Here is a 23477-nt window from a genome sequence, read left to right as displayed (position 1 = left end):
CATGAACGAGCAACCCGAACAGCTTCGCAATTTCACCATCAACTTTGGCCCCCAGCATCCGGCGGCGCACGGCGTGCTGCGTCTGGTCCTGGAGCTTGACGGCGAGGTCGTCGCGCGCGTCGATCCGCATATCGGCTTGCTTCACCGCGGCACCGAGAAGCTGATCGAGCAGAAGACTTATCTCCAGGCGATCCCTTATTTCGACCGGCTCGACTACGTCGCACCGATGAACCAGGAGCACGCCTTCTGCATGGCTGCAGAAAAGCTGCTCGGCATCGAGGTGCCGCGCCGCGGCCAGCTGATCCGCGTGCTCTATTGCGAGATCGGCCGCATCCTGTCGCATCTGCTCAACGTCACCACGCAGGCGATGGACGTCGGCGCGCTAACCCCGCCGCTGTGGGGTTTCGAAGAGCGCGAGAAGCTGATGGTGTTCTACGAGCGCGCCTCGGGCAGCCGTATGCATGCGGCCTTCTTCCGCGTCGGCGGCGTGCATCAGGACCTGCCGCAGAAGCTGGTCGACGACATCGAGGCCTGGTGCGATCCGTTCCTGAAGGTGGTGGACGACCTCGACCGTCTCCTCACCGCCAACCGCATCTTCAAGCAGCGCAACGTGGACATCGGCGTGGTGCCGCTGAAGGAAGCCTGGGAGTGGGGTTTTTCGGGCGTGATGGTGCGCGGCTCGGGCGCGGCCTGGGATTTGCGCAAGTCGCAGCCCTATGAATGCTATGCCGAGATGGATTTCGACATTCCGATCGGCAAGAACGGCGACTGCTACGACCGCTACCTGATCCGCATGGAAGAGATGCGGCAGTCCATCCGCATCATGAAGCAGTGCATCCAGAAGCTGAACGCGCCTGACGGTAAGGGCCCCGTCGTCGTCGCCGACAACAAGGTCGCGCCGCCGCGCCGTGGCGAGATGAAGCGTTCGATGGAAGCGCTGATCCACCACTTCAAGCTCTACACCGAAGGCGTCCACGTGCCGGCCGGCGAAGTCTACGCCGCGGTCGAGGCGCCCAAGGGCGAGTTCGGCGTCTATCTGATCTCCGACGGCACCAACAAGCCCTACAAGTGCAAGATCCGCGCGCCGGGCTTTGCGCATCTGCAGGCCATGGATCACATCTGTCGCGGCCATCTGCTCGCCGACGTCTCGGCGATCCTCGGCTCGCTCGACATCGTGTTCGGAGAGGTCGATCGGTGATGGCGCAGGCGCCAATCCAGTTTGACCGTGCCTCGGGGGCCCTTGAAGGGGCCAACCTGTGGGAGCGGACGGCTGCCTTGGCGCTGGTGACGGGATCGAAGATCTCGTCGCACTTCTCGCATATGGGCTACATCGCCTGTGCCAACCTGCTGCGGAAGACGCTGCCCGAGCGCAACATCGCGATCAGGCTCAATCCCGACGCCGTGTTCGAATTCCCTTACGGCGACGGCTATTGGAGCAAGCTGCTCAACCGCTCGTACAATTATGAAGACGAGCTCGAGCTGCTGTTCGCCGACTCCATCGACGTCGATTACACGTTGCTGGATTGCGGCGCCAATTACGGCTACTGGTCCGTGCTGGTCTCGAGCAAGCCGTTCGGCGCGCACAGGGCGATCGCGATCGAGCCGTCGGGACAGAACTACCCGAAGCTCGCCAACAACGCCCGCGTCAACGGCAATCGCTTCGAGACCATGAAATGTGCGATCGGTGCATCGCGCGGCACTGCGCGGCTGTCGGGCACCAAGCACGAGGCCTTCAGCATCGCCGGCGATCCATCGGCCGGCGGTGAGGACGTGCCGGTCATCGCACTCGACAATCTGATCGAGGACGGCACGATCGCGAGCACCGGCAAATACCTGATCAAGCTCGACGTCGAGGGCGTCGAGATCGAGGCGATCAAGGGCGGCGCCCGGCTGCTTGAGGCCGACAGCGTCATCATGTGCGAGGAGCACGGCAGCGACCGCTCTCATGCCGTGTCGCGTTTCATCCTCGAACAGACCCCGCTGAAGCTGATCGTGTTCGATCCGCGCAGCAACCGCATGGAGACCGTGACCGAGCTGTCGATCCTCGACCGCATCAAGGTCTCGACCCACGTCGGCTACAACGTTTTCGGCACCGCAAGCGCGTTCTGGCAGGACAGGATCGATGCCCTGAATGCCAAGATCTTGAACGCCAAGTCCGCGCGCCGCATGCAGTGAGAGATTGAAGAGATGTCCGTTCGCCGATTAGCACCGAAGGAAGTCCAGCCCGCGAGCTTTACGTTCACGGAGGAGAACCTCGCGTTCGCCAAGCAGCAGATCGCGAAATATCCGGCGGGACGTCAGGCCTCCGCGGTCATCGCGATCCTCTGGCGCGTCCAGGAGCAGCATGAGGGCTGGGTCTCGGAAGCCGCGATCCGCGCGGTCGCCGACCTGCTCGACATGCCCTATATCCGTGTGCTGGAAGTCGCGACCTTCTACACGATGTTCCAGCTCGCGCCCGTCGGCAAGAAGGCTCACGTCCAGGTCTGCGGCACCACGCCGTGCCGGCTGCGCGGCGCCGAGGATCTGATCCACGTCTGCGAGCACCGCATCCATCACGAGCCGTTCCATCTGTCCAAGGACGGCAATTTCAGCTGGGAAGAGGTGGAGTGCCTCGGTGCCTGCGTGAACGCGCCGATGGTGCTGATCGGCAAGGACACCTATGAGGACCTGACCAAGGAAAGCTTCGGTAAGGTGCTCGACGGCTTCGCTTCGGGCAATCCGCCCAAGCCGGGTCCGCAGAACGGCCGCCAGTTCTCGGCGCCGATCAACGGACCGACCACGCTGAAGGAGATCACCTGATGCGTGATCTCTCGTCGCAGGCCATGGAGGGGAGCGGTGCCATGAAGAAGTGGGGCTTCATCGCGATGCATGCCGCTGTTGCGGCCGCCTTCATTTTCCTGCTGCAGCGTTTCAGCCTGAACGCGTCGCTGGAATCCAGTCTGCTCTGGGCGCTGACCTTTGGCATCTGCGCCGCCGGACTTGCCTACAAGCAGTCCAATAGTTGATCGGAAAGCACTGATATGCTCGAGGACAAGGACCGCATCTTCAAGAACCTCTACGGCCTCCACGATTGGGGGCTCGAGGGCGCGCGGCGTCGCGGCGCCTGGGACGGCACGAAGAACATCATCGACAAGGGCCGCGACTGGATCATCAACGAGATGAAGGCCTCGGGCCTGCGCGGCCGCGGTGGCGCAGGCTTCCCGACCGGCCTGAAATGGTCGTTCATGCCGAAGGAATCGACCGACGGCCGGCCGAGCTATCTCGTCGTCAACGCCGACGAATCCGAGCCCGGCACCTGCAAGGATCGCGAGATCATGCGGCACGATCCGCATCTCCTGATCGAGGGCTGCCTGATCGCGAGCTGCGCGATGAACGCGCACGCCTGCTACATCTATGTCCGCGGCGAGTTCATCCGCGAGCGCGAGCATCTCCAGGCCGCGATCGACCAGGCCTATGAGGCTAAGCTGGTCGGCAAGGACAACATCCACGGCTGGCCGTTCGACATCTACGTCGCGCACGGCGCCGGCGCTTACATCTGCGGCGAGGAAACCGCGCTGCTCGAAAGCCTCGAAGGCAAGAAGGGCCAGCCGCGGCTGAAGCCACCGTTCCCGGCCAATGTCGGCCTGTTCGGCTGCCCGACCACCGTCAACAACGTCGAGTCCATCGCCGTTGCACCGGACATCCTGCGCCGTGGCGCGGCCTGGTTCGCCGGCATCGGCCGTCCGAACAATGTCGGCACCAAGCTGTTCTGCATCTCCGGCCATGTCGAGCGGCCCTGCAACGTCGAAGAGGCCATGGGCATTCCGTTCCGTGAGCTGATCGACAAGCATTGCGGCGGCATCCGTGGCGGCTGGGACAACCTCAAGGCCGTGATCCCCGGCGGATCGTCGGTGCGCATGGTGCCGGCCGAGCAGATCATCGACACGCCGATGGATTTCGACTCCTTGAGCAAGCTGCGCTCGGGCCTCGGCACCGCGGCCGTCATCGTGATGGACAAGTCCACCGATTTGATCCGCGCCATCGCCCGCATCTCCTACTTCTACAAGCATGAGAGCTGCGGCCAGTGCACGCCGTGCCGCGAGGGTACGGGGTGGATGTGGCGCGTGCTCACCCGCATGGCGGAAGGCCGCGCCCACAAGCGCGAGATCGACATGCTGCTCGAGGTGACGAAGCAGGTCGAAGGCCACACCATCTGCGCGCTCGGCGACGCGGCGGCCTGGCCGATCCAGGGCCTGATCGCGCATTTCCGTCACGAGATCGAAGCGCGTATCGACCAATATTCGCACAGGGCTGACATTGACGATATCGGCGTCCGCGATCCCGTGAACATGGTCGCGGCGGAGTGATCGCGATGTCGCAACCGAGCGTTTTCTGGTGGCAGAAATTCGGCACGCTGGCGCAGATGGCGCAGGCGGCCGTGGCGCTGCTCGGCTTTGTTGCGATCCTGTTTCAGATCAACGAAATCCGCACCAACAACCGTGCCGCGAGCGCGCGTCAGGCGTATCTCGGCTATACGGATCTGGCGTTCAAGAATCCGAAATTCTCGCAAGCCGATTACGAAGCGATCAAGACTGGCAACCGCGAGGAGCGGGTTCGGTACGAAAGCTTCGTGTCGTACTTCCTCTATGCCTGCGAGGAGACGATCGCTGCTTTTGCCGACAAGCGGGAATGGCAGGCCTCCTGCGATTACGAGCTGAAGCCGCATCTGCCGTTCCTGTGCGAGAAGAATGCGGCGCAGCCGGCCTATCTCGCCACCTACGGCGTCGAGACCCAGCAATGGATCAAGGCGTCACTGAAGACCGCCAGCGTTACACCGCCAGACTGCAAGCTGGGAAAGACCTGAGACCGCAATGACCAAACTCATCATCGACGGCAAAGAGATCGATGTCCCCGCCGAGTACACGCTGCTCCAGGCGTGCGAGGCCGCGGGCGCCGAGATTCCGCGCTTCTGCTATCACGAGCGGCTGTCGATCGCCGGCAATTGCCGGATGTGCCTCGTCGAAGTGAAGGGCGGCCCGAAGCCGGTCGCGAGCTGCGCGTGGGGCGTGCGTGACTGCCGTCCGGGGCCCAAGGGCGAGCCGCCGGAAATCTCCACGCGTTCGCCGATGGTGAAGAAGGCGCGCGAAGGCGTGATGGAGTTCCTTCTGATCAACCATCCCCTGGACTGCCCGATCTGCGACCAGGGCGGCGAGTGCGACCTGCAGGACCAGGCGATGGGCTATGGTGTCGACACCAGCCGCTTCGCCGAGAACAAGCGCGCGGTCGAGGACAAATATCTCGGCGCGCTGGTCAAGACCTCGATGAACCGCTGCATCCAGTGCACGCGCTGCGTCCGCTTCTCGGCGGAAGTCGCCGGCGCTCCCGAGATGGGTGCTACCGGTCGCGGCGAGGATATGGAGATCACGACCTATCTCGAGCACGCGCTGACGTCGGAATTGCAGGGCAATCTCGTCGACATCTGCCCGGTCGGGGCGTTGACTTCGAAGCCTTATGCCTTCGCGGCGCGTCCGTGGGAGCTCGGCAAAACCCAGTCGATCGACGTGATGGACGGCATCGGGGCCGCCATCCGTGTCGACACCCGCGGCCGCGAGGTGATGCGCGTGCTGCCGCGCATCAACGAGGCCGTGAACGAGGAGTGGATCTCCGACAAGACCCGCCACGTCGTCGACGGCCTGCGCACCCAACGTCTCGATCGGCCCTATATCCGCGAAGCCGGCAAGCTGCGCGCGGCGAGCTGGACCGAGGCCTTCGCCGCGATCGCCGCCAAGGCGGCGCGTACCGACGGCAAGCGCATCGGCGCGATCGCCGGCGACCTCGCCGGCGTCGAGGAGATGTTCGCGCTGAAGGACCTGCTCGCCAAGTACGGCTCGACGAATTTGGCGGTGCAGGGCGGCGACGCCTTCGACCCCGCGCTCGGCCGCGGCTCCTACATCTTCAACCCGACGTTGGCGGGCGTGGAGAGGGCAGATGCACTGCTCATCATCGGCGCCAATCCGCGGAAAGAGGCGGCCGTGTTCAACGCCCGCATCCGCAAGCGCTGGCGCGCCGGCGGATTCAAGGTCGGCGTGATCGGCGCCAAGGTCGATCTGACCTACGATTACGATCATCTCGGCGCGGGCACCGAGACGCTCAGTGAGCTCGCGGCCGGCCGGCACTCCTTCATGGACGTGCTGAAGAACGCCAAGAATCCCATCATCCTGGTCGGCGGAGGCGCGGCCTCGCGCCACGACGGCGCCGCCATTCTCGCCGCGAGCGCCAAGCTCGCGCTCGACGTCGGCGCACTTAAGGACGGCTGGAACGGCTTTGGCGTGCTGCATGAGACCGCCTCGCGCGTCGGCGCCCTCGATATCGGCTTCTCCGCAACCACCGGCGGGCTGAACGCTGCGCAGATGACGACGTTCGGCACGCTGGACTTGCTGTTCCTGCTTGGCGCCGACGAGATCAACGCACCGGATGGCACCTTTGTCGTCTATATCGGCACCCATGGCGACCGCGGCGCGCACCGCGCCGACGTGATCCTGCCGGCGGCGGCCTACACCGAGAAGTCCGCGATCTACGTCAACACCGAAGGCCGCGTGCAGATGACGGGCCGCGCCGCGTTCCCGCCGGGCGAGGCCCGCGAGGATTGGGCGATCGTCCGCGCGCTGTCGGAGGCGCTCGGCAAGAAGCTCGGCTACGACTCGCTTACGGCCCTGCGCCAGGCGGTGTTCAAGGCCGTGCCGCATCTGATCCGTCTCGACCAGATCGAGGCCGGCTCTGCCGACCAGATCAAGAAGCTGGCGGGGAAGGGCGGCTCGCCGGAGAAGGCGCCGTTCAAGCCGCGGGTCGAGGACTTCTACCTGACCAACCCAATCGCGCGTGCATCCGCCGTGATGGCGGAATGCTCGCGCCTCGCCTCCGGGCATATGCTGACCGCAGCGGAGTGAGCGTGATCTGATGGAATTCTTCGAAAGCGCATTCTGGACCGGGTTCCTCTGGCCGCTGATCATCATGGTCGCGCAGAGCGTCCTCGTGCTCGTCGTCCTCCTGGTGGCGATCGCCTACATCCTGCTCGCCGACCGCAAGATCTGGGCGGCGGTGCAGATCCGGCGCGGCCCGAACGTGGTCGGCCCCTGGGGCCTGCTGCAATCCTTCGCCGACCTGCTCAAGTTCGTGCTGAAGGAGCCGATCATTCCGGCCGGCGCCAACAAGGGCGTGTTCCTGCTGGCCCCACTGGTGTCGTGCGTGCTCGCACTGGCTGCCTGGGCGGTCATCCCGACCAATCTCGGCTGGGTGATCTCCGACATCAATGTCGGCATCCTCTTCATCTTCGCGATCTCGTCGCTGTCGATCTACGGCATCATCATGGCCGGCTGGTCGTCGAACTCGAAGTATCCGTTCCTGGCCGCGCTGCGCTCCGCGGCGCAGATGGTGTCCTACGAGGTCTCGATCGGCTTCGTCATCATCACGGTGCTGCTCTGCGCCGGCACGCTGAACCTGTCGGCCGTGGTCGAGGCCCAGCATGTCCGCGGCCTTGCCAGCCTTATCGGGCTGCCGCAGCTCACCATCCTGAACTGGTACGTCTGGCCTCTGTTCCCGATGTTCGTGGTATTCTACGTCTCGGCGCTGGCCGAGACCAACCGTCCGCCCTTCGACCTCGTCGAAGCGGAATCCGAGCTCGTCGCCGGCTTCATGGTCGAGTACGGCTCGACGCCGTATCTGCTGTTCATGCTCGGCGAGTATGTCGCGATCGTCACGATGTGCGCGATGGCCACGATCCTGTTCCTCGGCGGCTGGCTGCCGCCGGTGGACCTGCCGCCCTTCAATTGGGTGCCGGGGATCATCTGGTTCTCGCTCAAAGTCTTCTTCATGTTCTTCCTGTTCGCGATGGCAAAGGCGATCGTGCCGCGCTACCGCTACGATCAATTGATGCGCCTCGGCTGGAAGGTGTTCCTGCCGCTGTCGCTGGCGATGGTGATCGTGGTGGCCGGCGTGCTGCATTTCGCCGGCATCGCGCCGAAGTGAGGGCCGTCATGGGTATCAACATCAACGCGACTGCACGCTCGCTTCTGCTGTCGGAATTCGTCTCGGCGTTCTTCCTCGCCATGCGCTATTTCTTCCAGCCGAAGCCGACGCTGAACTATCCGTTCGAGAAGGGCCCGATCTCGCCGCGTTTCCGCGGCGAGCACGCGCTGCGCCGCTATCCGAACGGCGAAGAACGCTGCATCGCCTGCAAGCTGTGCGAAGCGATCTGTCCGGCGCAGGCCATCACCATCGAGGCCGGCCCGCGCCGCAACGACGGCACCCGCCGCACCGTGCGCTACGACATCGACATGGTGAAGTGCATCTATTGCGGCCTCTGCCAGGAGGCCTGTCCGGTCGACGCCATCGTCGAAGGTCCGAACTTCGAGTTCGCGACCGAGACCCGCGAGGAACTGTTCTATGACAAGGCCAAGCTGCTCGCCAACGGCGACCGCTGGGAACGCGAGATCGCGAAAGCGATCGAGCTCGACGCGCCGTACCGGTGAGGTGAGGGCATGATCCTTCCCGCGCTGTTCTTCTATCTCTTCGCCGGCGTCTGCGTCGCCTCGGCCGTGATGGTGATTGTCTCGCGCAATCCCGTGCACTCCGTGCTGTACCTGATCCTGGCCTTCGTCAACGCCTCCGGCCTGTTCGTGCTGATGGGCGCCGAATTCCTGGCGATGATCCTGATCGTCGTCTATGTCGGCGCCGTCGCGGTGCTGTTCCTGTTCGTGATCATGATGCTCGATGTCGACTTCCTCGAGCTGCGCGAGGGCTTCATCGAGTACCTGCCGGTTGGCCTGGTGATCGGCGGCATCTTCCTGTTCGAGCTGCTGCTCACCGTCGGGTTCTGGGTCATCAACCCCGGCGTCGCCAAGACGATCACGGCGGCGATTCCGGCCAACGTCGCGAATACCGAGGCGCTGGGTCTCGTGCTCTATACGAAGTACATCCACTACTTCCAGCTATCGGGCATGGTGCTGCTGGTCGCCATGATCGGCGCCATCGTGCTGACGCTGCGCCACAAGGCGAGCGTGAAGCGGCAGGACATCAACGTTCAGAACGCGCGCACGCCGGAGATGGCGATGGCGATGCGCAAGGTGGCGCCGGGGCAGGGGCTCTCGGATGCCGACGCGGCGGAGTGGGTGAAATGACGATCGGGCTCGGACATTATCTGGCGGTCGGCGCGATCCTGTTCACGCTCGGCATTCTCGGCATCTTCCTGAACCGCAAGAACATCATCGTCATCCTGATGTCGATCGAGCTGATCCTGCTCTCGGTCAACATCAACCTCGTCGCGTTCTCGACCTTCCTCGGCGACATCGTCGGCCAGGTCTTCGCGCTTTTGGTGCTGACCGTCGCAGCCGCTGAAGCCGCGATCGGTCTCGCTATCCTGGTGGTCTATTTCCGCAACCGCGGCTCGATCGCGGTTGAGGACGTCAATCTGATGAAGGGCTGAGCTCAGTCATGGTTCAGGCAATTGTCTTTCTGCCTCTGCTGGGCGCCATTCTGGCCGGCTTCATCGCGCTGTTCGGCGCGCATGCCCGCAATCCCTCAGGCGACGAGCTCGAGCATCACGGCGACCATGGTCACGGTGCGCATGGCCATGCTTCCGATACGATCAATGAGGATGCCTCCGTCATCCACGAGACGCATCATGAGCCCGGCGACGGGCACGATGATCACGGCCATGGCCCGACCGAGCCGCCGGCGGCCGGCTCGCGCGCTGCCGAGCTGATCACGACCGCGCTGCTGTTCGTCTCGGCGGCGCTGTCCTGGATGACGCTGGTCGATGTCGGCTTCATGCACCACGACTACAGGATCCAGCTGCTGCCCTGGATCTTCTCCGGAGACTTGCAGGTCTGGTGGACGCTGCGGGTCGACACGCTTACCGCCGTGATGCTGGTGGTGGTGACGACCGTGTCCTCGCTCGTGCACCTCTATTCCATCGGCTACATGGACGAGGATCCGAACCGGCCACGCTTCTTCGGCTATCTCAGCCTGTTCACCTTCGCCATGCTGATGCTGGTGACGGCGGACAACCTCGTGCAGCTGTTCTTCGGCTGGGAAGGCGTGGGTCTCGCCAGCTACCTCTTGATTGGGTTCTGGTACCAGAAGCCGACGGCCAACGCCGCCGCCATCAAGGCCTTCGTCGTCAACCGCGTCGGCGATTTCGGTTTTGCGCTCGGCATCTTCGCGATCTTCATGCTGGTCGGCTCGACCGATTTCGAGACGATCTTCCATGCCGCGCCCGGTCTGACCGGCAAGACCATCAACTTCCTTGGCTGGCATGCCGATGCGCTGACCCTGACCTGCCTCCTCCTGTTCATGGGTGCGATGGGCAAGTCGGCGCAGTTCCTGCTGCACACCTGGTTGCCGGACGCGATGGAAGGTCCGACCCCGGTCTCCGCGCTGATCCACGCCGCGACCATGGTCACCGCGGGCGTGTTCATGGTGGCGCGCCTGTCGCCGCTGTTCGAGCTCGCGCCGAATGCGCAGGCCGTCGTGATGTTCTTCGGCGCCACCACGGCATTCTTTGCCGCGACCGTCGGTCTCGTCCAGAACGACATCAAGCGCATCGTCGCCTACTCGACCTGTTCGCAGCTCGGCTACATGTTCGTGGCGATGGGAGCAGGGGCCTATTCGGTCGGCATGTTCCACCTGTTCACGCACGCCTTCTTCAAGGCGCTGCTGTTCCTAGGCTCCGGCTCGGTGATCTATGCGATGCACCACGAGCAGGACATCCGCAACATGGGCGGCCTCTGGAGGAAGATCCCCTACACCTATGCGGTGATGGTGGTCGGTACCCTGGCGCTGACCGGATTTCCGCTCACGGCCGGCTATTTCTCCAAGGACGCGATCATCGAAGCGGCCTACGCCTCGCATAATCCGTTCGGGGTGTACGGCTTCCTGATGACGGTCGTCGCGGCTGGCCTGACCTCGTTCTACTCCTGGCGCCTGATCTTCAAGACCTTCCACGGCGAGCCGCATGACGAGCATCATTACGAAGCCGCGCATGAGGCTCCGCTCTGGATCCTGATCCCGATCGGCGTGCTCGCGGTCGGCTCGTTCGTCGCAGGGTTACCGTTCAAGGAGTTGTTCGCCGGTCACGGCGTCGAGGAATTCTTCCGCGAGTCCGTGAAGATGAACCCGCACATCATCGAGGAGATGCACCACATCCCCGAGACCATCGCCTTCCTGCCGACGGTGATGATGGTGCTGGGCTTCCTCGTGTCGTACCTGTTCTACATCCGCCGGCCTTACCTGCCGGTCGAGCTCGCGAACACACAGCCGATGCTGTACCAGTTCCTGCTCAACAAATGGTACTTCGACGAGCTCTACGACATCATCTTCGTCCGTCCGGCGAAGTGGATCGGCTACCAGCTCTGGAAGAAGGGCGACGGCTTCATCATCGACGGCCTCGGCCCCGACGGCGTCTCCGCCCGCGTGCTGGACGTCACCCGCAACGTCGTGAAGATCCAGACCGGCTATCTCTATCACTACGCGTTCGCCATGCTGATCGGCGCCGCCGGCCTGATCACCTGGTTCATGTTCGGCTTTGGAGGCCAGTAAATGACAACCTGGCCCATTCTTTCGGTCACGACGTTCCTGCCGCTGGTCGGCGCGCTGATCGTTTATCTCAGCCGCGGCGATGACGAGGCGGCCCGGCGCAACGCGCGCTGGATCGCGCTCTGGACCACGCTGATCACCTTCGCGGTGTCGGTGATCCTGGTCATGCGCTTCGACCCCAGCAATCCCGACTTCCAGTTCGTCGAGAAGGCGAACTGGCTCGCCACCGGCATCACCTACCACATGGGTATCGACGGCATTTCGCTGCCGTTGGTGATCCTCACCACCGCGGTGATGCCGTTCTGCATCATCGCGAGCTGGAAGGCGATCACCAACCGCGTCCGCGAATACATGATGGCGTTCCTGATCCTGGAAACGCTGATGATCGGCACCTTCTCGGCGCTCGATCTCGTGCTGTTCTACCTGTTCTTCGAGGGCGGCCTGATCCCGATGTTCCTGATCATCGGCGTCTGGGGCGGTCCGCGCCGGGTCTACGCGTCGTTCAAGTTCTTTCTCTACACGCTGCTCGGCTCGGTCCTGATGCTGCTCGCCATCATGGCGCTGTACTGGAACGGCGGCACCACCGACATCCCGACCCTGATGCACACCGCCGTGCCGCGGTCGTTGCAGACCTGGGCGTGGCTCGCCTTCTTCGCTTCGTTTGCGGTGAAGATGCCGATGTGGCCGGTGCACACCTGGCTTCCGGACGCGCACGTCGAGGCGCCGACCGCGGGCTCGGTGGTCTTGGCCGCGATCCTGCTGAAGATGGGCGGCTACGGCTTCCTGCGCTTCTCGCTGCCGATGTTCCCGCTGGCCTCGCACGACTTCGCGCCGCTGATCTTCACGCTCTCGGCCATCGCCATCATCTACACCTCGCTGGTGGCCTTGATGCAGGAGGACATGAAGAAGCTGATCGCGTACTCGTCCGTCGCGCATATGGGCTTCGTCACCATGGGCATCTTCGCCGGCACCATGCAGGGCGTCGCCGGCGGCGTGTTCCAGATGATCTCGCACGGCATCGTCTCCGGCGCGCTGTTCCTCTGCGTCGGCGTCGTCTACGACCGTCTGCACACCCGCGAGATCGCGGCCTATGGCGGCCTCGTCAACCGGATGCCGCTCTACGCGCTGACCTTCATGGTCTTCACCATGGCCAATGTCGGTCTGCCCGGCACGAGCGGCTTCGTCGGCGAGTTCATGACGCTGCTCGGCACCTTCAAGGTCTCGATCCCGACGGCGTTCTTCGCCAGCTTCGGCGTGATCCTGTCGGCGTGCTACGCGCTGTGGCTCTACCGCAAGGTCGTGTTCGGGGCGCTGGTCAAGCCGTCGCTGGCGAGCATGAAGGATCTCACCTTCCGGGAGTGCCTGACGCTGTTCCCGATGATCGCGCTGACGATCCTGTTCGGCGTCTATCCGAAGCCGGTGCTCGACATGTCGGCCGCCTCGGTCCAGCAACTCGTCAACAATTACAACACCGCTGTGACGGCCGTGAAGGCCGCCGCACTGCTCCAGTGATCGGGCAGGTCAGGATATCGCCATGAGCTTTGAGACTGCAGGTTATCAACTGGCGCCGGTGCTGCCCGAGATCGTGCTCGCGATCGGGGCCATGGCGCTCCTGATGCTGGGAGCCTATCGCGGGCAGGGGACGACCGGCACAGTCACCTCGCTGGCGGTCGTGCTCCTGGTCGTGGTCGGTGTGCTCGAATACATGCTGCCCGCGGGCAAGCATGTGACCTTCGGCGGCAGCTTCATCGTCGACGACTTCGCTCGCTTCATGAAGATTCTCGCCCTGATCGGCTCGGCGGTGACGCTGGTGCTGTCGACCGAGTTCCTGTCCGACCCTTCGCGGCGGATCTTCGAGTACGCCATCCTGGTGCTGCTCTCGACGCTCGGGATGATGGTGCTGATCTCGGCCGGCGACCTGATCTCGCTCTATCTCGGCCTCGAATTGATGTCGCTGGCGCTCTACGTCGTGGCGGCCTCGAACCGCGACAACGCCAAGTCGACCGAAGCCGGTTTGAAGTATTTCGTGCTCGGCGCGCTGTCCTCGGGCATGCTGCTGTACGGCGCCTCGCTCATTTACGGCTTCACCGGCACCGTGAGCTTCGCCGGCATCGCGGCGGCCGCGACGGTCTCGAATGTCGGCCTCGTCTTTGGCCTCGTCTTCCTGCTCGTCGGCCTCTGCTTCAAGGTCTCGGCCGTGCCGTTCCACATGTGGACTCCGGACGTGTATGAAGGCGCGCCGACCCCGGTCACCGCCTTCTTTGCCTCGGCGCCGAAGGTCGCCGCGCTCGCCGTGTTCACCCGCGTCACGCTGACCGCATTCCCGGGCATCGTCTCGCAGTGGCAGCAGATCCTGGTGTTCGTGGCGATCGCCTCGATGGCGCTGGGTTCGTTCGCCGCGATCGGCCAGAGCAACATCAAGCGCCTGATGGCCTATTCCTCGATCGGTCATATGGGCTTCGCGCTGGTCGGCCTTGCCTCGGGCACGGTCGAGGGCGCGCAGGGCGTCCTGATGTACATCGTGATCTATGTCGCGATGACGCTGGGTTCGTTCTCGATCATCCTCGCGATGCGCCGCAACGGCCAGGCCGTCGAGCAGATCAGCGATTTCGCAGGTCTGTCGCGGACCAATCCGCTGCTCGCCTTCATGTTCGCGATGCTGCTGTTCTCGCTGGCCGGCATTCCGCCGCTCGCCGGCTTCTTCGCCAAATGGTACGTCTTCGTCGCCGCCATCAAGGCGAACCTGTTCACGCTCGCCGTCATCGGCGTGCTGACCAGCGTGGTCGGCGCCTACTACTACCTCGCCATCGTCAAGACGATGTATTTCGACGAGCCGGCCGGCCAGGTCGACCCGGTGCGCGTTGAGGTGAAGACGGTGCTGGCGGTCGCGGGCCTGTTCAACATCCTGTTTGCGCTGTTCGCAGGTCCGGTGGTGAGCGTCGCCTCCGCCGCCGCAAAGTCGCTGTTCTAGGATGGCTTTCGCGCTCGGTCCTCGCGCATCGGCCGCGGGCTACAAGCTCGCAGCGTTCGAACGGATCGGCTCGACCAATACCGAGGCGATCGAGCAGGCGAGGGCCGGCGAGCGCGGCCCAATCTGGTTCGTCACGTCGGAACAGACCGCCGGCCGCGGCCGCCGTCAGCGCGCCTGGATCGCGCCGCGCGGCAATCTCGCCGCGAGCATCCTCGAAGTCATGGACGTCGTTCCCGCCGTCGCCGCCACGCTCGGCTTTGCCGCCGGGCTCGCCGAAGAGGCGGCGCTGGAGAAGGTCAGCCTCGAGGCCGCGCTGCGCCTCGGCGAGGGCCGTCCCCGCTACGCCCTGAAATGGCCCAATGACGTGCTCGCCGGCGGCAAGAAGCTGGTCGGCATTGCGCTCGAAGCCGAGGCCATCGGGGATCGCCTCGCTGTGGTGGCGGGCATGGGCACCAACGTCGTCGCTGCACCAGAGGGCACGCCGACGCCCGCCGTGTCCTTGGCCGCGCTTGGCGTCCAGATCAGTGCGGAAGAGCTATTCTCGGCGCTCTCCGACGCCTGGGTCGAGTTCCGCGGCATCTGGGACAATGGCCGCGGCTTTGCCGAGATCCGCAAGCTGTGGCTGGAGCGCGCCGCCGGTCTCGGCGAGAAGGTCGCGATCCACACGGGAACGACGACGCTGGAAGGCATTTTTGACACCATCGACGACACCGGCTGCCTGATCGTCCGCACCGCGGAGGGCCGCCTTGTGCCGGTGGCTGCGGGCGAGGTGTTCTTCGGCCCGGTCGCCTCCGTGGGAGCTGCGTGATGGCGAAGCCCGAGGAACTGGTATTTGCGCCGCTCGGCGGCGTTGGCGAGATCGGCATGAACCTGTCGATCTACGGCCTCGGCAACCGCCAGCAGCGCGCCTGGCTCGCGGTCGATCTCGGCGTTTCCTTCGGCGACGAGGAGCATCTGCCGGGTATCGACCTGATCATGCCCGACATCAGCTTCCTGGAGAAGGAACGCAAGAACCTGATGGGCCTGGTGCTGACCCACGCCCATGAGGACCATTTCGGCGCCATCATCGATCTGTGGCCGAAGCTGAAATGCCCGATCTATGCGACGCAGTTCAGCGCCGCGTTGTTCGAGGCCAAATGCGCCGCCGAGCGCAACGCGCCGAAGATCCCGGTGACGGTGGTGCCGTCGGGCGGGCGTATCGATGTCGGCCCGTTCAATGTCGAATTCATCCCGGTCGCACATTCGATTCCCGAGGCGCACGCGCTGGCGATCCACACCTCGGCCGGCACGGTGCTGCACACCGGCGACTGGAAGATCGACCCGACCCCGACCCTGGGACGTCCGACCGACGAGAAGCGGCTGCGCGAGCTGGGCGATGAGGGGCTTCTCGCCCTGATCGGCGATTCCACCAACGCGGTGCGCGACGGCCGCTCGCCCTCGGAAGCCGAGGTCGCCCGGACCATCATCGACCTCGTGAAATCGGCCAAGGGCCGCGTCGCGGTGACGACCTTCGCCTCCAACGTCGCCCGCATCAAGGCTGTGGCCGCCGCTGCGAGAGCCGCCGACCGCGAGGTCGTCGTGGTCGGCCGCGCCATGGAGCGCGTGGTTCAGGTGGCGCGCGAGACCGGCTATCTCGACGGCGTGCAGAATTTCCGCTCGCCCGACATCTACGGCCACCTGCCGCAGGACAAGGTGCTGGCGCTCTGCACCGGCAGCCAGGGCGAGCCGCGCGCCGCGCTGGCGCGCATCGCCAATGACGACCACCCCGAGATCACGCTCAATCGCGGCGACAGCGTCATCTTCTCCTCGCGCACCATTCCGGGCAACGAGAAGGCGGTCGGCTCGATCATCAACAATCTGGTGCTCCAGGGCGTCGAGATCATCACCGACCGCGATGCTCTGGTTCACGTCTCCGGCCATCCCCGCCGCGACGAATTGCGCGACCTGATCGCCTGGACCAGGCCACAGCTCTTGATCCCCGTCCATGGCGAGGCCCTGCATCTGCACGAGCACGCCAAGCTGGCGCGCGCTGCCGGCGTGCCGCGCGTGCTGGTCTGCCGCAACGGCGATCTCGTCAAGCTTGGCCCCGGCGATCCCGGCATTATTGGCGAGGTGCCCTCGGGCCGTCTCTACAAGGACGGCACGATCCTGGAGGATTCCAAGTCGCGCGCCGTGGTCGAGCGGCGGCGGATGGCCTTCTCCGGCTGCGCCTTCGTCGCCATCGCCATGACGGAGCAGGGAGAGCTCGCCGACGATCCCGAGGTCGATCTGGTCGGCATTCCCGAGAAGAACCGGGCAGGCGAGCCCTTCGACGACATCGTCTTCGATGCCGTGATGTCGACGATCGAGGGACTGCCGAAGGCGCGCCGCCGCGATGCGGACGCTCTCGCCGAGTCGGTGCGACGCGCTGTCCGGGCCGTCATCAACGAACATTGGGGCAAGAAGCCCCCCTGTCTGGTACATGTACTGACAGTCTAACGGGAGAGAACCATGCTGGGCCGGCTCAACCATGTCGCGATCGCGACCAAGGATGCCGTCAAGGCTGCCAGGATCTATGGCGCCGCATTTGGGGCCCAGATCTCGGAAGCCGTGCCGTTGCCCGAGCACGGCGTCATCACCGTGTTCGCCACGCTCCCCAACACCAAGATCGAGTTCATCGAGCCGCTCGGCGAGGCTTCGCCGATCGCAAAGTTCGTCGAGCGTAACCCGGACGGCGGCATCCACCACGTCTGCTACGAGGTCGTCGACATCATCGCCTCGCGCGACACGCTGGTGAAGGAGGGCGCCCGCGTGCTCGGCGACGGCGTGCCGAAGATCGGTGCCCACGGCAAGCCGGTGCTGTTCCTGCACCCGAAGGATTTTTCCGGCGCGCTGGTCGAAATCGAGCAGGCATAAGGCCGTCCCATGGCCATCCAGATATCGACCGCGATTGCGATCTACTTTGTCATCTGGTGGGTCGCGCTGTTCGTGACGCTGCCGTTCGGCGTGCGCAGCCAGCACGAGGACGGCGTCGGCGCGCCCGGCACCGACCCCGGCGCCCCGATCCTGACCCGGATGGGCGGCAAGCTGATCTGGACCACGATCATCTCGGCGATCATCTATGGCCTGGGCCTCGCCGCCTATCACGCCGGCTATCTCTCGATCGAGCGCCTGTCGAAGATGATGGGCATGCCGTTCTGAGAGTTCGAGCCGATCGCGACGAAAGGCGATAGACTAAGGCTCTCGACCAAGTTCGTCATTGCGAGCGCAGCGAAGCAATCCAGTGTCCCGCCGCGGAAAGATTCTGGATTGCTTCGCTGCGCTCGCAATGACGCCGAGATAGTTTGCATATTGAAACAAAGTTAGGGGACACGAATGACTTTTCAACGCATCGTCATTGCGCTTCTGGTGCTGATCGTCGCCGGTCTCGGCACCATCGGCTATGTCGAGTGGAAGATGGCGGTGCAGGTGCGGACGCTGAAGGCGTTCGTCGAGGGCTATGTCTTCAACGAAGCCGTGATGGCCTGCGAGCAGGCCAAGAGCTCGACGCCGTTCAAGTGGAACGGCGGCAAGAGCACCTCGGTGATCGGACTGAACTCGGTCAAGACAGACAAATACACCGTCAGCGCCAGCTACACGCTGGTGGCGGACCTCGTTTATTGTGATTACGATCCGATCAAAAGAAAGGCCGAGATCGGCTCGAGCTTCCTGGAGCGGGAGTAACGATCCGCGCGAGCCTAGATCGCGCGGCGTTGCCGGCCGGCGACGAGACCGTAGACGAACAGCACGACGATCGCGCCGACCACGGCACCGATCAGGCCGGCCCCTTCGCCAGGGCGATACCAGCCCAGCGCTTGCCCGAGGTAGGAAGCAACGAAGGCGCCGACGATGCCGAGAATGGTCGTCAGGATGAAGCCGGACGGTTCATTGTCGCCCGGCATGATGAATTTGGCGATCACGCCGGCGAGAAAGCCGATGATGATGGTCCAAAGAAGGCTCATGTTTACACCTCTTCTGAATAGCCGTTGCAGCTAGGCGTTGGGCAGACGTCCATCCGGCGTGTATTTGTCGATGGCAGTAGGAAGCTCACGGGATAGACGTGTGACGATCTCGTCTTGAGAAAGCCCGGTCTGCTGGGCGAGCTTCTCGAGGACATCGCTGCCGATGGCTTGCTTGAGCTCCGGCGAAGATATTTCCTTATTGGGGCCAGGCTTCACCCATGAATCGGCAATCTCGCCCTGCCCATTCTGGTTAAACCGCTCCAGGAGCTCGCCAATTCCGCCATTGAGCAGGCCACCGATTCCGCCCGCGCCGAGCATGCCGCCGAGATTGCCGAGCACGCCTCCAGGCGGCTGCTGGCCGCCAGCGGACGAGCCGGCGCCCGCGCCTTTCAGCAGCTCTGCCAGTTTATCGCGGTTCTGATATCCGGCGATGGCCAGCATCGCCAAAAGGGCAGTCATGGAGGGCATTCCGCGGCTCATGGGCAGCTCCTTCAAAGGTTCACAAAAGCAAAAACCGTCTCGGCCCGCTTGTGTTCCTAGTCGGCAGGTCGTGGGCTGGCGACCAAGCGTCCCAGTTGGCCGCCCGATACTCACGACCTTGCGTCCGTCTCCCTGTTCACCGGCACAGCCAAAAGCGCCGGGTGGCAGACTGCATTGATTGCGATTACGATCCGATCAAAGAATGGCCGCGATCGGCTCGAGCTTCCCAGCATCGGGAGAAATGATCCGGCCCAGAGGTGGGATGGGATCGCCATGACCGGGAGCTGGACGGGGGACTATCGGATTTTGCAGGAAGCGGCTTTGCGGGACTACCTCGCGGGCCTGCCCGATATCGCCGCGCTGCTCGGCGGCGAGCCGTCCGGCTGGGGGATCACCGAAGTCGGCGACGGCAACCTCAACCTCGTCTTCATCGTCAAGGGCGCGAGCGGCGGCGTCGCCGTCAAGCAGGCGCTGCCCTATGTCCGCCTCGTCGGCGAGAGCTGGCCGTTGCCGCTATCGCGGGCCCATTACGAATATCTGGCGCTGTCGAAGCAGGCCCAGCTCGCCCCCGGCCTTGTGCCGGCCTTGCTGCATCACAGCGAAAGTCTCGCGCTGACGGTGATGGAACTGCTCAAGCCCCACATCATCATGCGCAAGGGGCTGGTCGCGGGCACGCAATATCCCGGCTTCGTCGGTGATATCTCCACGTTCATGGCGCGAACGCTGTTCTTCACCTCCGACCTCGCGCTGTCCGCGGCCGAGAAGAAGGAGGGCATCGCGGCTTTCGCCGGCAACCATGCGCTCTGCAAGATCACCGAGGATTTGATCTTCACCGATCCCTACCGCATCGCCGAACAAAACCGCTGGACCGCGCCATATCTCGATGCGCTCGCCGCAAGCCTGCGTGATGATATGGAGCTGCATGTCGCGATCTCCCGGCTCAAGCTGAAGTTCATGGCAAGCCCCGAGGCGCTGCTGCACGGCGACCTCCACACCGGATCGATCATGGTCACGGACAGCCAGACGCGGGTGATCGATCCCGAATTCGCGTTCTATGGCCCAATGGGGTTCGACGTCGGCGCCCTGCTCGCCAACCTCTTGATGGCCTATTTTGCATCGAGTGGCCACGAGCGCGCGCCGGGCGGGCGGGCCGCATTCGAGGCCTGGGTGCTGGAGACGGTCGAGCAGGTCTGGAACGAGTTTTCCCGCAAATTCCTCGACCTCTGGCGCGCGGGCGCCGCGGGCGATGCCTATCCGGTCTCGCTCTTCGCCGGCGAGAAGGGCGCCGCGCGCCTGGAGGCCGAGCGGCAGGCCTACATGCAGCGCCTGTTCACGGATGCCGTCGGCTTCGCCGCCGCAAAGATCGTCCGCCGCATCTTCGGCCTCGCCCACAACATCGATTTCGAGCTGATCGAGGATCCGAAGACGCGCGCTGTCAGCGAGGCGCGCGCCGTGCGGTTGGCGCGGGCGATGATGGTGGAGGCGGGGACGTTTCGGACGATCGCTGACGTCACGGGCGCCGCGCGAAAATTGCGCGATTGGCAGCCGGAACTGTCTGGCTGAAGACGTCGTGAGAGGCGTACCCACACTCCGTCATTGCGAGCGCAGCGAAGCAATCCAGACTGCCACCGCGGAAAGAGTCTGGATTGCTTCGTCGCAAGTGCTCCTCGCAATGACGGGGGGAAGAAAGGCGCCCTCAATACAGCCGCAACGGAAGCGGGGCCCCATCGGGACCGACCAGGAGGCCCCAGGTCTCGTCGGCCGCGACCTCGAACTCGCGCTGCTGCGCCGCGCTGCCTTCGAGCTTGAGGGTGACCTTGTACCTGCCCGGCGGCAGATCGATCTTCTGGTTATCAGGCAGCTTGGCCGCGGCGGCGTCGGAGGCCGTCAGGTCCTCTCCGGCGCGAGCCTCCAGTCTGATGGTTCGCTCATTGACGGTGATGTCGGCCGCTTCATCCGTCTTGTTGCCGACCAACAACATCACTCGGTCCGGCGCCGGCCGGATGCCGGACGTGGCGGCCAGCAGCTTGCGCAGCGACAGGTCGGCAATCGTCATGTTGTTCTGACGGCGAAGCCGGAGCAGCCCCGGCCCATCTGACGTTGTGAAGGCGACGACGGCCCTGTCAGCCTCGACGACCGCGCCGTCGTTTTCAGTCCAGCCGCGTTGTTCGAGTGCGGCGCGATAGAAGCCGAGCACGGCCTCGAGACCGAGCGGCGTCTCGACGTGAGCCGACCTGATGAAGGGTGAATTCTTCGCGGTCATCAGGCCCCAGCGGTCGGCAAGCGGCAGGCCCACGTCGTCGGACATTTTGGCTTCGAACGTCCGGCTGGCGGCCCCTGCCAACAGTCCGATGGCATCGCAGAGCAGGCGCTCGCCAAGATTGTCCGGGGCGCAACGGTCCCTGAGCGCCCACCATGTATCGTCGACATATCCGTTGGACCGCGTGGTGTGGGACCAGTTGATATGGATGGTGTTCGTCGGGCGGTCGCGGACAGGGTCCGGCGTGACCGGGATCGCCATCGCCGCCGTTGCGGCGACTAGACTGCCGGCGAGCAGGATACCTAGCTTTCGGCGTTTCATTTTTCCCGCGATCCCTGTTTTTCGCGATTCCTGAGGCTCAGGTAACGATCCAGAGCTTGGTCGCGTCGACCGCGACGAATGTTCACGGGTCCCGGCCGCCTGATGACGCACCGCGTCAATCGGCGGCTTGGATCGCTGCGGGATGCAACCCGGTCTCGGAGGTCTCCTCGTTGAAAACGCGCCCTCCCGGAACCGACATTGGTCGTCAGCAAAAACGAAGCTTGCATTCGACGGGCTGCGAATGATCAAATCTCTAATCGGCATGCACCTGCGTTGTTGGGGGACTCATGATGTTCAGGATGATTGCGATCGTCGCTGGTTTGGGACTGGCGCTCGCCGGATCGGCGGAGGCCCAGACTCCACGCAAGGGCGGAACCATCCGCATGACCGCGCCCTACGGTTCGAGCTTCACGAGTCTCGACATTCACACCACGCAGCGCGCCCAGGACGAGATCTACGCCAAGGCGCTGCATCGCTCGCTCTACGTCTGGAATTCGGCGGAAGGCAAACCGGTTCTGGAACTGGCCAAGGAGGATGCCGTCTCGGGTGGCGGTCTCGTTCACACCTTCAAGCTGCGCGACGACGCCTATTTCCACAATGGCCGTAAGATGACGGCTGACGACGTCATCTGGTCCTACACCCGCATCATGGACGGCACCAAGGCCTTTCCCGGTGCGCGTTTCGTCCGCGTGATCGAGGGCGCGGCCGCGGTCGAGAAGGGCCAGGCCAAGGAGATCTCCGGCCTGAAGAAGATCGACGATTTCACCCTCGAAATGAAGCTGACAGAGAAGGTCGATCCCGGCTTTTACTTCTTCACCGCGCTGACCTCGATCTATCCCGCCGACGAGGGCGCCAAGGAAAGCTTCATCCAGAAGCCGATCGGTCTCGGACCGTTCAAATTCGTCGAGCACGTGCCGGGATCGCGCATCGTGCTGGAGCGGTGGGACCGGTTCTACAAGCCCGGCAAGCCCTATGCCGACAAGATCGTCGTGTCCGTCATGGGCGAAGCCGCGGCCCGCGATGTTGCCTTCCGCAACAAGGAGATCGACACCTCGGTGCTGGGGCCGGCGCAATACGTCGCCTATCAATCCGACGCCGCCCTCAAGGGCACCATCGTCGAGGTCGCCGAGGTCTTCACGCGCTACATGGGCATGAATCCCTCGTTCAAGCCGTTCGCCGATAAGCGCGTCCGGCAGGCCATCAACTACGCGATCGACACCGATTTGATCATCACCAAGCTAGTCAAGGGCAAGGCCTACCGCGCCACCAGCTGGCTGCCGCTGACCGCTCCGGCCTACGACAAGGCGATGAAGCCGTACCCCTACGATCCCGCCAAGGCCAAGCAACTGCTCGCCGAGGCGGGCTATCCCAACGGCTTCGAATTTGAATGGACCACCAGCCAGAATGAAAGCTGGGGCCTGCCGATCGTCTCGGCCGTCATCCCGATGCTGGACAAGGTGGGCATCAAGGCCAAGGTCAAGCAGGTCGAGACCGCGGTGCTGGCGGAGGTGGTTCGCAGCGGCGACTACCAGGCTTTCATCTATTCCCAGGCGAGCGGGCCGGATCCGCAGGCCGCGCTCAAATGCTTCCACTCGTCGACGCCGCAGCCGGCCTGCAACTACACGACCTTCAAGAACGCCGACTTCGACAAGATCGTCGACGAGGCCGGGCAGGCCGACGATCCCGCCAAGCGCATCCAGCTGCTGCAAAAGGCCAATGCGCTGCTCTATGAGGAGGCGCCGGTCTGGTTCTTCAACTACAACAAGGCGGTCATGGCGGTGCAGCCGTGGCTCAAGGGCGTTCAGTTGAATGCGACGGAGCTGACCCATCAGAACGTCGAGGACCTCTGGGTCGACGAGACCTCGCCCGCGAAGTGACACGCGCTGTCGCGCTC

At 64.1% G+C, this 23477-nt stretch carries 24 protein-coding genes; 21 read left to right on the top strand and 3 right to left on the bottom strand.

Annotated features, from left to right (window positions below; genetic code table 11):
* Position 1 precedes the first annotated feature (1 nt).
* The 19 genes from IVB26_RS22810 (at position 2) to IVB26_RS22720 (ending at position 18244) form a co-directional block, all read left to right on the top strand.
* Positions 2-1198, top strand: a complete 1197-nt coding sequence (locus IVB26_RS22810; protein WP_038971425.1) for an NADH-quinone oxidoreductase subunit D — start codon at positions 2-4, stop codon at positions 1196-1198.
* Positions 1198-2175, top strand: coding sequence for an FkbM family methyltransferase (locus tag IVB26_RS22805; RefSeq protein WP_247967514.1), 978 nt, complete (start codon positions 1198-1200; stop codon positions 2173-2175). The genes IVB26_RS22810 and IVB26_RS22805 overlap by 1 nt, the downstream gene beginning before the upstream one ends.
* A gap of 12 nt (positions 2176-2187) precedes the next feature.
* Positions 2188-2799, top strand: a complete 612-nt coding sequence (gene nuoE, locus IVB26_RS22800) for an NADH-quinone oxidoreductase subunit NuoE (protein ID WP_247967513.1) — start codon at positions 2188-2190, stop codon at positions 2797-2799.
* A complete protein-coding gene (locus tag IVB26_RS22795; RefSeq protein ID WP_247967512.1) occupies positions 2799-3005 on the top strand; it encodes a hypothetical protein in 207 nt (68 codons plus the stop codon). Before nuoE ends, IVB26_RS22795 begins: the two co-directional genes overlap by 1 nt.
* Positions 3006-3020: 15 nt before the next feature.
* Positions 3021-4346, top strand: a complete 1326-nt coding sequence (gene nuoF / locus IVB26_RS22790; RefSeq protein ID WP_247967511.1) for an NADH-quinone oxidoreductase subunit NuoF — start codon at positions 3021-3023, stop codon at positions 4344-4346.
* Between the two features lie 5 nt (positions 4347-4351).
* Complete coding sequence (locus tag IVB26_RS22785; RefSeq protein WP_247967510.1) at positions 4352-4843, top strand: hypothetical protein; 492 nt, start codon at positions 4352-4354, stop codon at positions 4841-4843.
* 7 nt (positions 4844-4850) lie between these two features.
* Complete coding sequence (gene nuoG / locus IVB26_RS22780) at positions 4851-6926, top strand: NADH-quinone oxidoreductase subunit NuoG (RefSeq protein WP_247967509.1); 2076 nt, start codon at positions 4851-4853, stop codon at positions 6924-6926.
* A gap of 10 nt (positions 6927-6936) precedes the next feature.
* Positions 6937-8004, top strand: coding sequence for an NADH-quinone oxidoreductase subunit NuoH (gene nuoH / locus IVB26_RS22775; RefSeq protein WP_018320148.1), 1068 nt, complete (start codon positions 6937-6939; stop codon positions 8002-8004).
* Between the two features lie 14 nt (positions 8005-8018).
* Entirely contained in the window at positions 8019-8507 is a 489-nt protein-coding gene (nuoI, locus tag IVB26_RS22770; protein WP_027529879.1) for an NADH-quinone oxidoreductase subunit NuoI, read from the top strand.
* Between the two features lie 9 nt (positions 8508-8516).
* Positions 8517-9155 (top strand): NADH-quinone oxidoreductase subunit J, encoded by a 639-nt coding sequence (locus tag IVB26_RS22765; RefSeq protein WP_247967508.1) that lies wholly within the window; start codon positions 8517-8519, stop codon positions 9153-9155.
* Complete coding sequence (nuoK, locus tag IVB26_RS22760; RefSeq protein ID WP_008547737.1) at positions 9152-9460, top strand: NADH-quinone oxidoreductase subunit NuoK; 309 nt, start codon at positions 9152-9154, stop codon at positions 9458-9460. The genes IVB26_RS22765 and nuoK overlap by 4 nt, the downstream gene beginning before the upstream one ends.
* A gap of 8 nt (positions 9461-9468) precedes the next feature.
* Positions 9469-11574, top strand: coding sequence for an NADH-quinone oxidoreductase subunit L (gene nuoL / locus IVB26_RS22755; protein ID WP_247967507.1), 2106 nt, complete (start codon positions 9469-9471; stop codon positions 11572-11574).
* Positions 11575-13083, top strand: a complete 1509-nt coding sequence (locus IVB26_RS22750; protein WP_247967506.1) for an NADH-quinone oxidoreductase subunit M — start codon at positions 11575-11577, stop codon at positions 13081-13083.
* Between the two features lie 22 nt (positions 13084-13105).
* Positions 13106-14542, top strand: coding sequence for an NADH-quinone oxidoreductase subunit NuoN (nuoN, locus tag IVB26_RS22745; RefSeq protein WP_247967505.1), 1437 nt, complete (start codon positions 13106-13108; stop codon positions 14540-14542).
* A 1-nt stretch (position 14543) separates the two neighbouring features.
* A complete protein-coding gene (locus IVB26_RS22740; RefSeq protein ID WP_247967504.1) occupies positions 14544-15350 on the top strand; it encodes a biotin--[acetyl-CoA-carboxylase] ligase in 807 nt (268 codons plus the stop codon).
* Complete coding sequence (locus tag IVB26_RS22735) at positions 15350-17020, top strand: ribonuclease J (RefSeq protein ID WP_247967503.1); 1671 nt, start codon at positions 15350-15352, stop codon at positions 17018-17020. Before IVB26_RS22740 ends, IVB26_RS22735 begins: the two co-directional genes overlap by 1 nt.
* A 12-nt stretch (positions 17021-17032) precedes the next feature.
* A complete protein-coding gene (mce, locus tag IVB26_RS22730) occupies positions 17033-17437 on the top strand; it encodes a methylmalonyl-CoA epimerase (RefSeq protein WP_018320156.1) in 405 nt (134 codons plus the stop codon).
* A gap of 9 nt (positions 17438-17446) precedes the next feature.
* Positions 17447-17722: a DUF1467 family protein gene (locus tag IVB26_RS22725; protein WP_247967502.1), complete on the top strand. Its 276-nt coding sequence runs from the start codon at positions 17447-17449 to the stop codon at positions 17720-17722.
* A gap of 174 nt (positions 17723-17896) precedes the next feature.
* Positions 17897-18244 carry a hypothetical protein gene (locus IVB26_RS22720; protein WP_247967501.1) on the top strand — a complete coding sequence of 116 codons (348 nt, stop codon included), beginning with the start codon at positions 17897-17899 and terminating at the stop codon, positions 18242-18244.
* A gap of 14 nt (positions 18245-18258) precedes the next feature.
* On the opposite strand, the gene IVB26_RS22715 is transcribed toward IVB26_RS22720, so the two are convergent.
* Together IVB26_RS22715 and IVB26_RS22710 are read right to left on the bottom strand one after the other, a co-directional pair.
* Positions 18259-18522: a GlsB/YeaQ/YmgE family stress response membrane protein gene (locus IVB26_RS22715; protein WP_247967500.1), complete on the bottom strand. Its 264-nt coding sequence runs from the start codon at positions 18520-18522 to the stop codon at positions 18259-18261.
* Positions 18523-18552: 30 nt separating this feature from the next.
* The gene (locus tag IVB26_RS22710; RefSeq protein ID WP_247967499.1) at positions 18553-19002 is read right to left on the bottom strand and encodes a YidB family protein; all 450 of its coding nucleotides are present in this window, start codon (positions 19000-19002) and stop codon (positions 18553-18555) included.
* 273 nt (positions 19003-19275) lie between these two features.
* On the opposite strand from IVB26_RS22710, the gene mtnK reads away from it, so the two are divergent.
* Positions 19276-20565 carry an S-methyl-5-thioribose kinase gene (gene mtnK, locus IVB26_RS22705; protein WP_247967498.1) on the top strand — a complete coding sequence of 430 codons (1290 nt, stop codon included), beginning with the start codon at positions 19276-19278 and terminating at the stop codon, positions 20563-20565.
* Positions 20566-20698: 133 nt separating this feature from the next.
* Here the strand turns inward: mtnK and IVB26_RS22700 are convergent, their stop codons facing one another.
* Positions 20699-21583, bottom strand: coding sequence for a hypothetical protein (locus IVB26_RS22700; RefSeq protein WP_247967497.1), 885 nt, complete (start codon positions 21581-21583; stop codon positions 20699-20701).
* Positions 21584-21870: 287 nt separating this feature from the next.
* Here IVB26_RS22700 and IVB26_RS22695 point away from each other — a divergent pair, with 287 nt between their 5' ends.
* Positions 21871-23460, top strand: coding sequence for an ABC transporter substrate-binding protein (locus IVB26_RS22695; protein ID WP_247967496.1), 1590 nt, complete (start codon positions 21871-21873; stop codon positions 23458-23460).
* Positions 23461-23477 lie beyond the last annotated feature (17 nt).

Source organism: Bradyrhizobium sp. 195, assembly GCF_023101665.1.
Lineage (GTDB): Bacteria > Pseudomonadota > Alphaproteobacteria > Rhizobiales > Xanthobacteraceae > Bradyrhizobium.
The sequence above is the reverse complement of the archived record's forward strand: the minus strand, read 5'-3'. Positions and strand labels throughout refer to the sequence as shown.

What these genes read in the sequence shown, in the direction of transcription:
- IVB26_RS22810 (WP_038971425.1), top strand. Translation starts at nt 2, where the DNA reads ATGAACGAGCAACCCGAACAGCTTCGCAATTTCACCATCAACTTTGGC.
- IVB26_RS22805 (WP_247967514.1), top strand. Translation starts at nt 1,198, where the DNA reads ATGGCGCAGGCGCCAATCCAGTTTGACCGTGCCTCGGGGGCCCTTGAA.
- nuoE (WP_247967513.1), top strand. Translation starts at nt 2,188, where the DNA reads ATGTCCGTTCGCCGATTAGCACCGAAGGAAGTCCAGCCCGCGAGCTTT.
- IVB26_RS22795 (WP_247967512.1), top strand. Translation starts at nt 2,799, where the DNA reads ATGCGTGATCTCTCGTCGCAGGCCATGGAGGGGAGCGGTGCCATGAAG.
- nuoF (WP_247967511.1), top strand. Translation starts at nt 3,021, where the DNA reads ATGCTCGAGGACAAGGACCGCATCTTCAAGAACCTCTACGGCCTCCAC.
- IVB26_RS22785 (WP_247967510.1), top strand. Translation starts at nt 4,352, where the DNA reads ATGTCGCAACCGAGCGTTTTCTGGTGGCAGAAATTCGGCACGCTGGCG.
- nuoG (WP_247967509.1), top strand. Translation starts at nt 4,851, where the DNA reads ATGACCAAACTCATCATCGACGGCAAAGAGATCGATGTCCCCGCCGAG.
- nuoH (WP_018320148.1), top strand. Translation starts at nt 6,937, where the DNA reads ATGGAATTCTTCGAAAGCGCATTCTGGACCGGGTTCCTCTGGCCGCTG.
- IVB26_RS22765 (WP_247967508.1), top strand. Translation starts at nt 8,517, where the DNA reads ATGATCCTTCCCGCGCTGTTCTTCTATCTCTTCGCCGGCGTCTGCGTC.
- nuoK (WP_008547737.1), top strand. Translation starts at nt 9,152, where the DNA reads ATGACGATCGGGCTCGGACATTATCTGGCGGTCGGCGCGATCCTGTTC.
- nuoL (WP_247967507.1), top strand. Translation starts at nt 9,469, where the DNA reads ATGGTTCAGGCAATTGTCTTTCTGCCTCTGCTGGGCGCCATTCTGGCC.
- IVB26_RS22750 (WP_247967506.1), top strand. Translation starts at nt 11,575, where the DNA reads ATGACAACCTGGCCCATTCTTTCGGTCACGACGTTCCTGCCGCTGGTC.
- nuoN (WP_247967505.1), top strand. Translation starts at nt 13,106, where the DNA reads ATGAGCTTTGAGACTGCAGGTTATCAACTGGCGCCGGTGCTGCCCGAG.
- IVB26_RS22740 (WP_247967504.1), top strand. Translation starts at nt 14,544, where the DNA reads ATGGCTTTCGCGCTCGGTCCTCGCGCATCGGCCGCGGGCTACAAGCTC.
- IVB26_RS22735 (WP_247967503.1), top strand. Translation starts at nt 15,350, where the DNA reads ATGGCGAAGCCCGAGGAACTGGTATTTGCGCCGCTCGGCGGCGTTGGC.
- mce (WP_018320156.1), top strand. Translation starts at nt 17,033, where the DNA reads ATGCTGGGCCGGCTCAACCATGTCGCGATCGCGACCAAGGATGCCGTC.
- IVB26_RS22725 (WP_247967502.1), top strand. Translation starts at nt 17,447, where the DNA reads ATGGCCATCCAGATATCGACCGCGATTGCGATCTACTTTGTCATCTGG.
- IVB26_RS22720 (WP_247967501.1), top strand. Translation starts at nt 17,897, where the DNA reads ATGACTTTTCAACGCATCGTCATTGCGCTTCTGGTGCTGATCGTCGCC.
- IVB26_RS22715 (WP_247967500.1), bottom strand. Translation starts at nt 18,522, where the DNA reads ATGAGCCTTCTTTGGACCATCATCATCGGCTTTCTCGCCGGCGTGATC.
- IVB26_RS22710 (WP_247967499.1), bottom strand. Translation starts at nt 19,002, where the DNA reads ATGAGCCGCGGAATGCCCTCCATGACTGCCCTTTTGGCGATGCTGGCC.
- mtnK (WP_247967498.1), top strand. Translation starts at nt 19,276, where the DNA reads ATGACCGGGAGCTGGACGGGGGACTATCGGATTTTGCAGGAAGCGGCT.
- IVB26_RS22700 (WP_247967497.1), bottom strand. Translation starts at nt 21,583, where the DNA reads ATGAAACGCCGAAAGCTAGGTATCCTGCTCGCCGGCAGTCTAGTCGCC.
- IVB26_RS22695 (WP_247967496.1), top strand. Translation starts at nt 21,871, where the DNA reads ATGATGTTCAGGATGATTGCGATCGTCGCTGGTTTGGGACTGGCGCTC.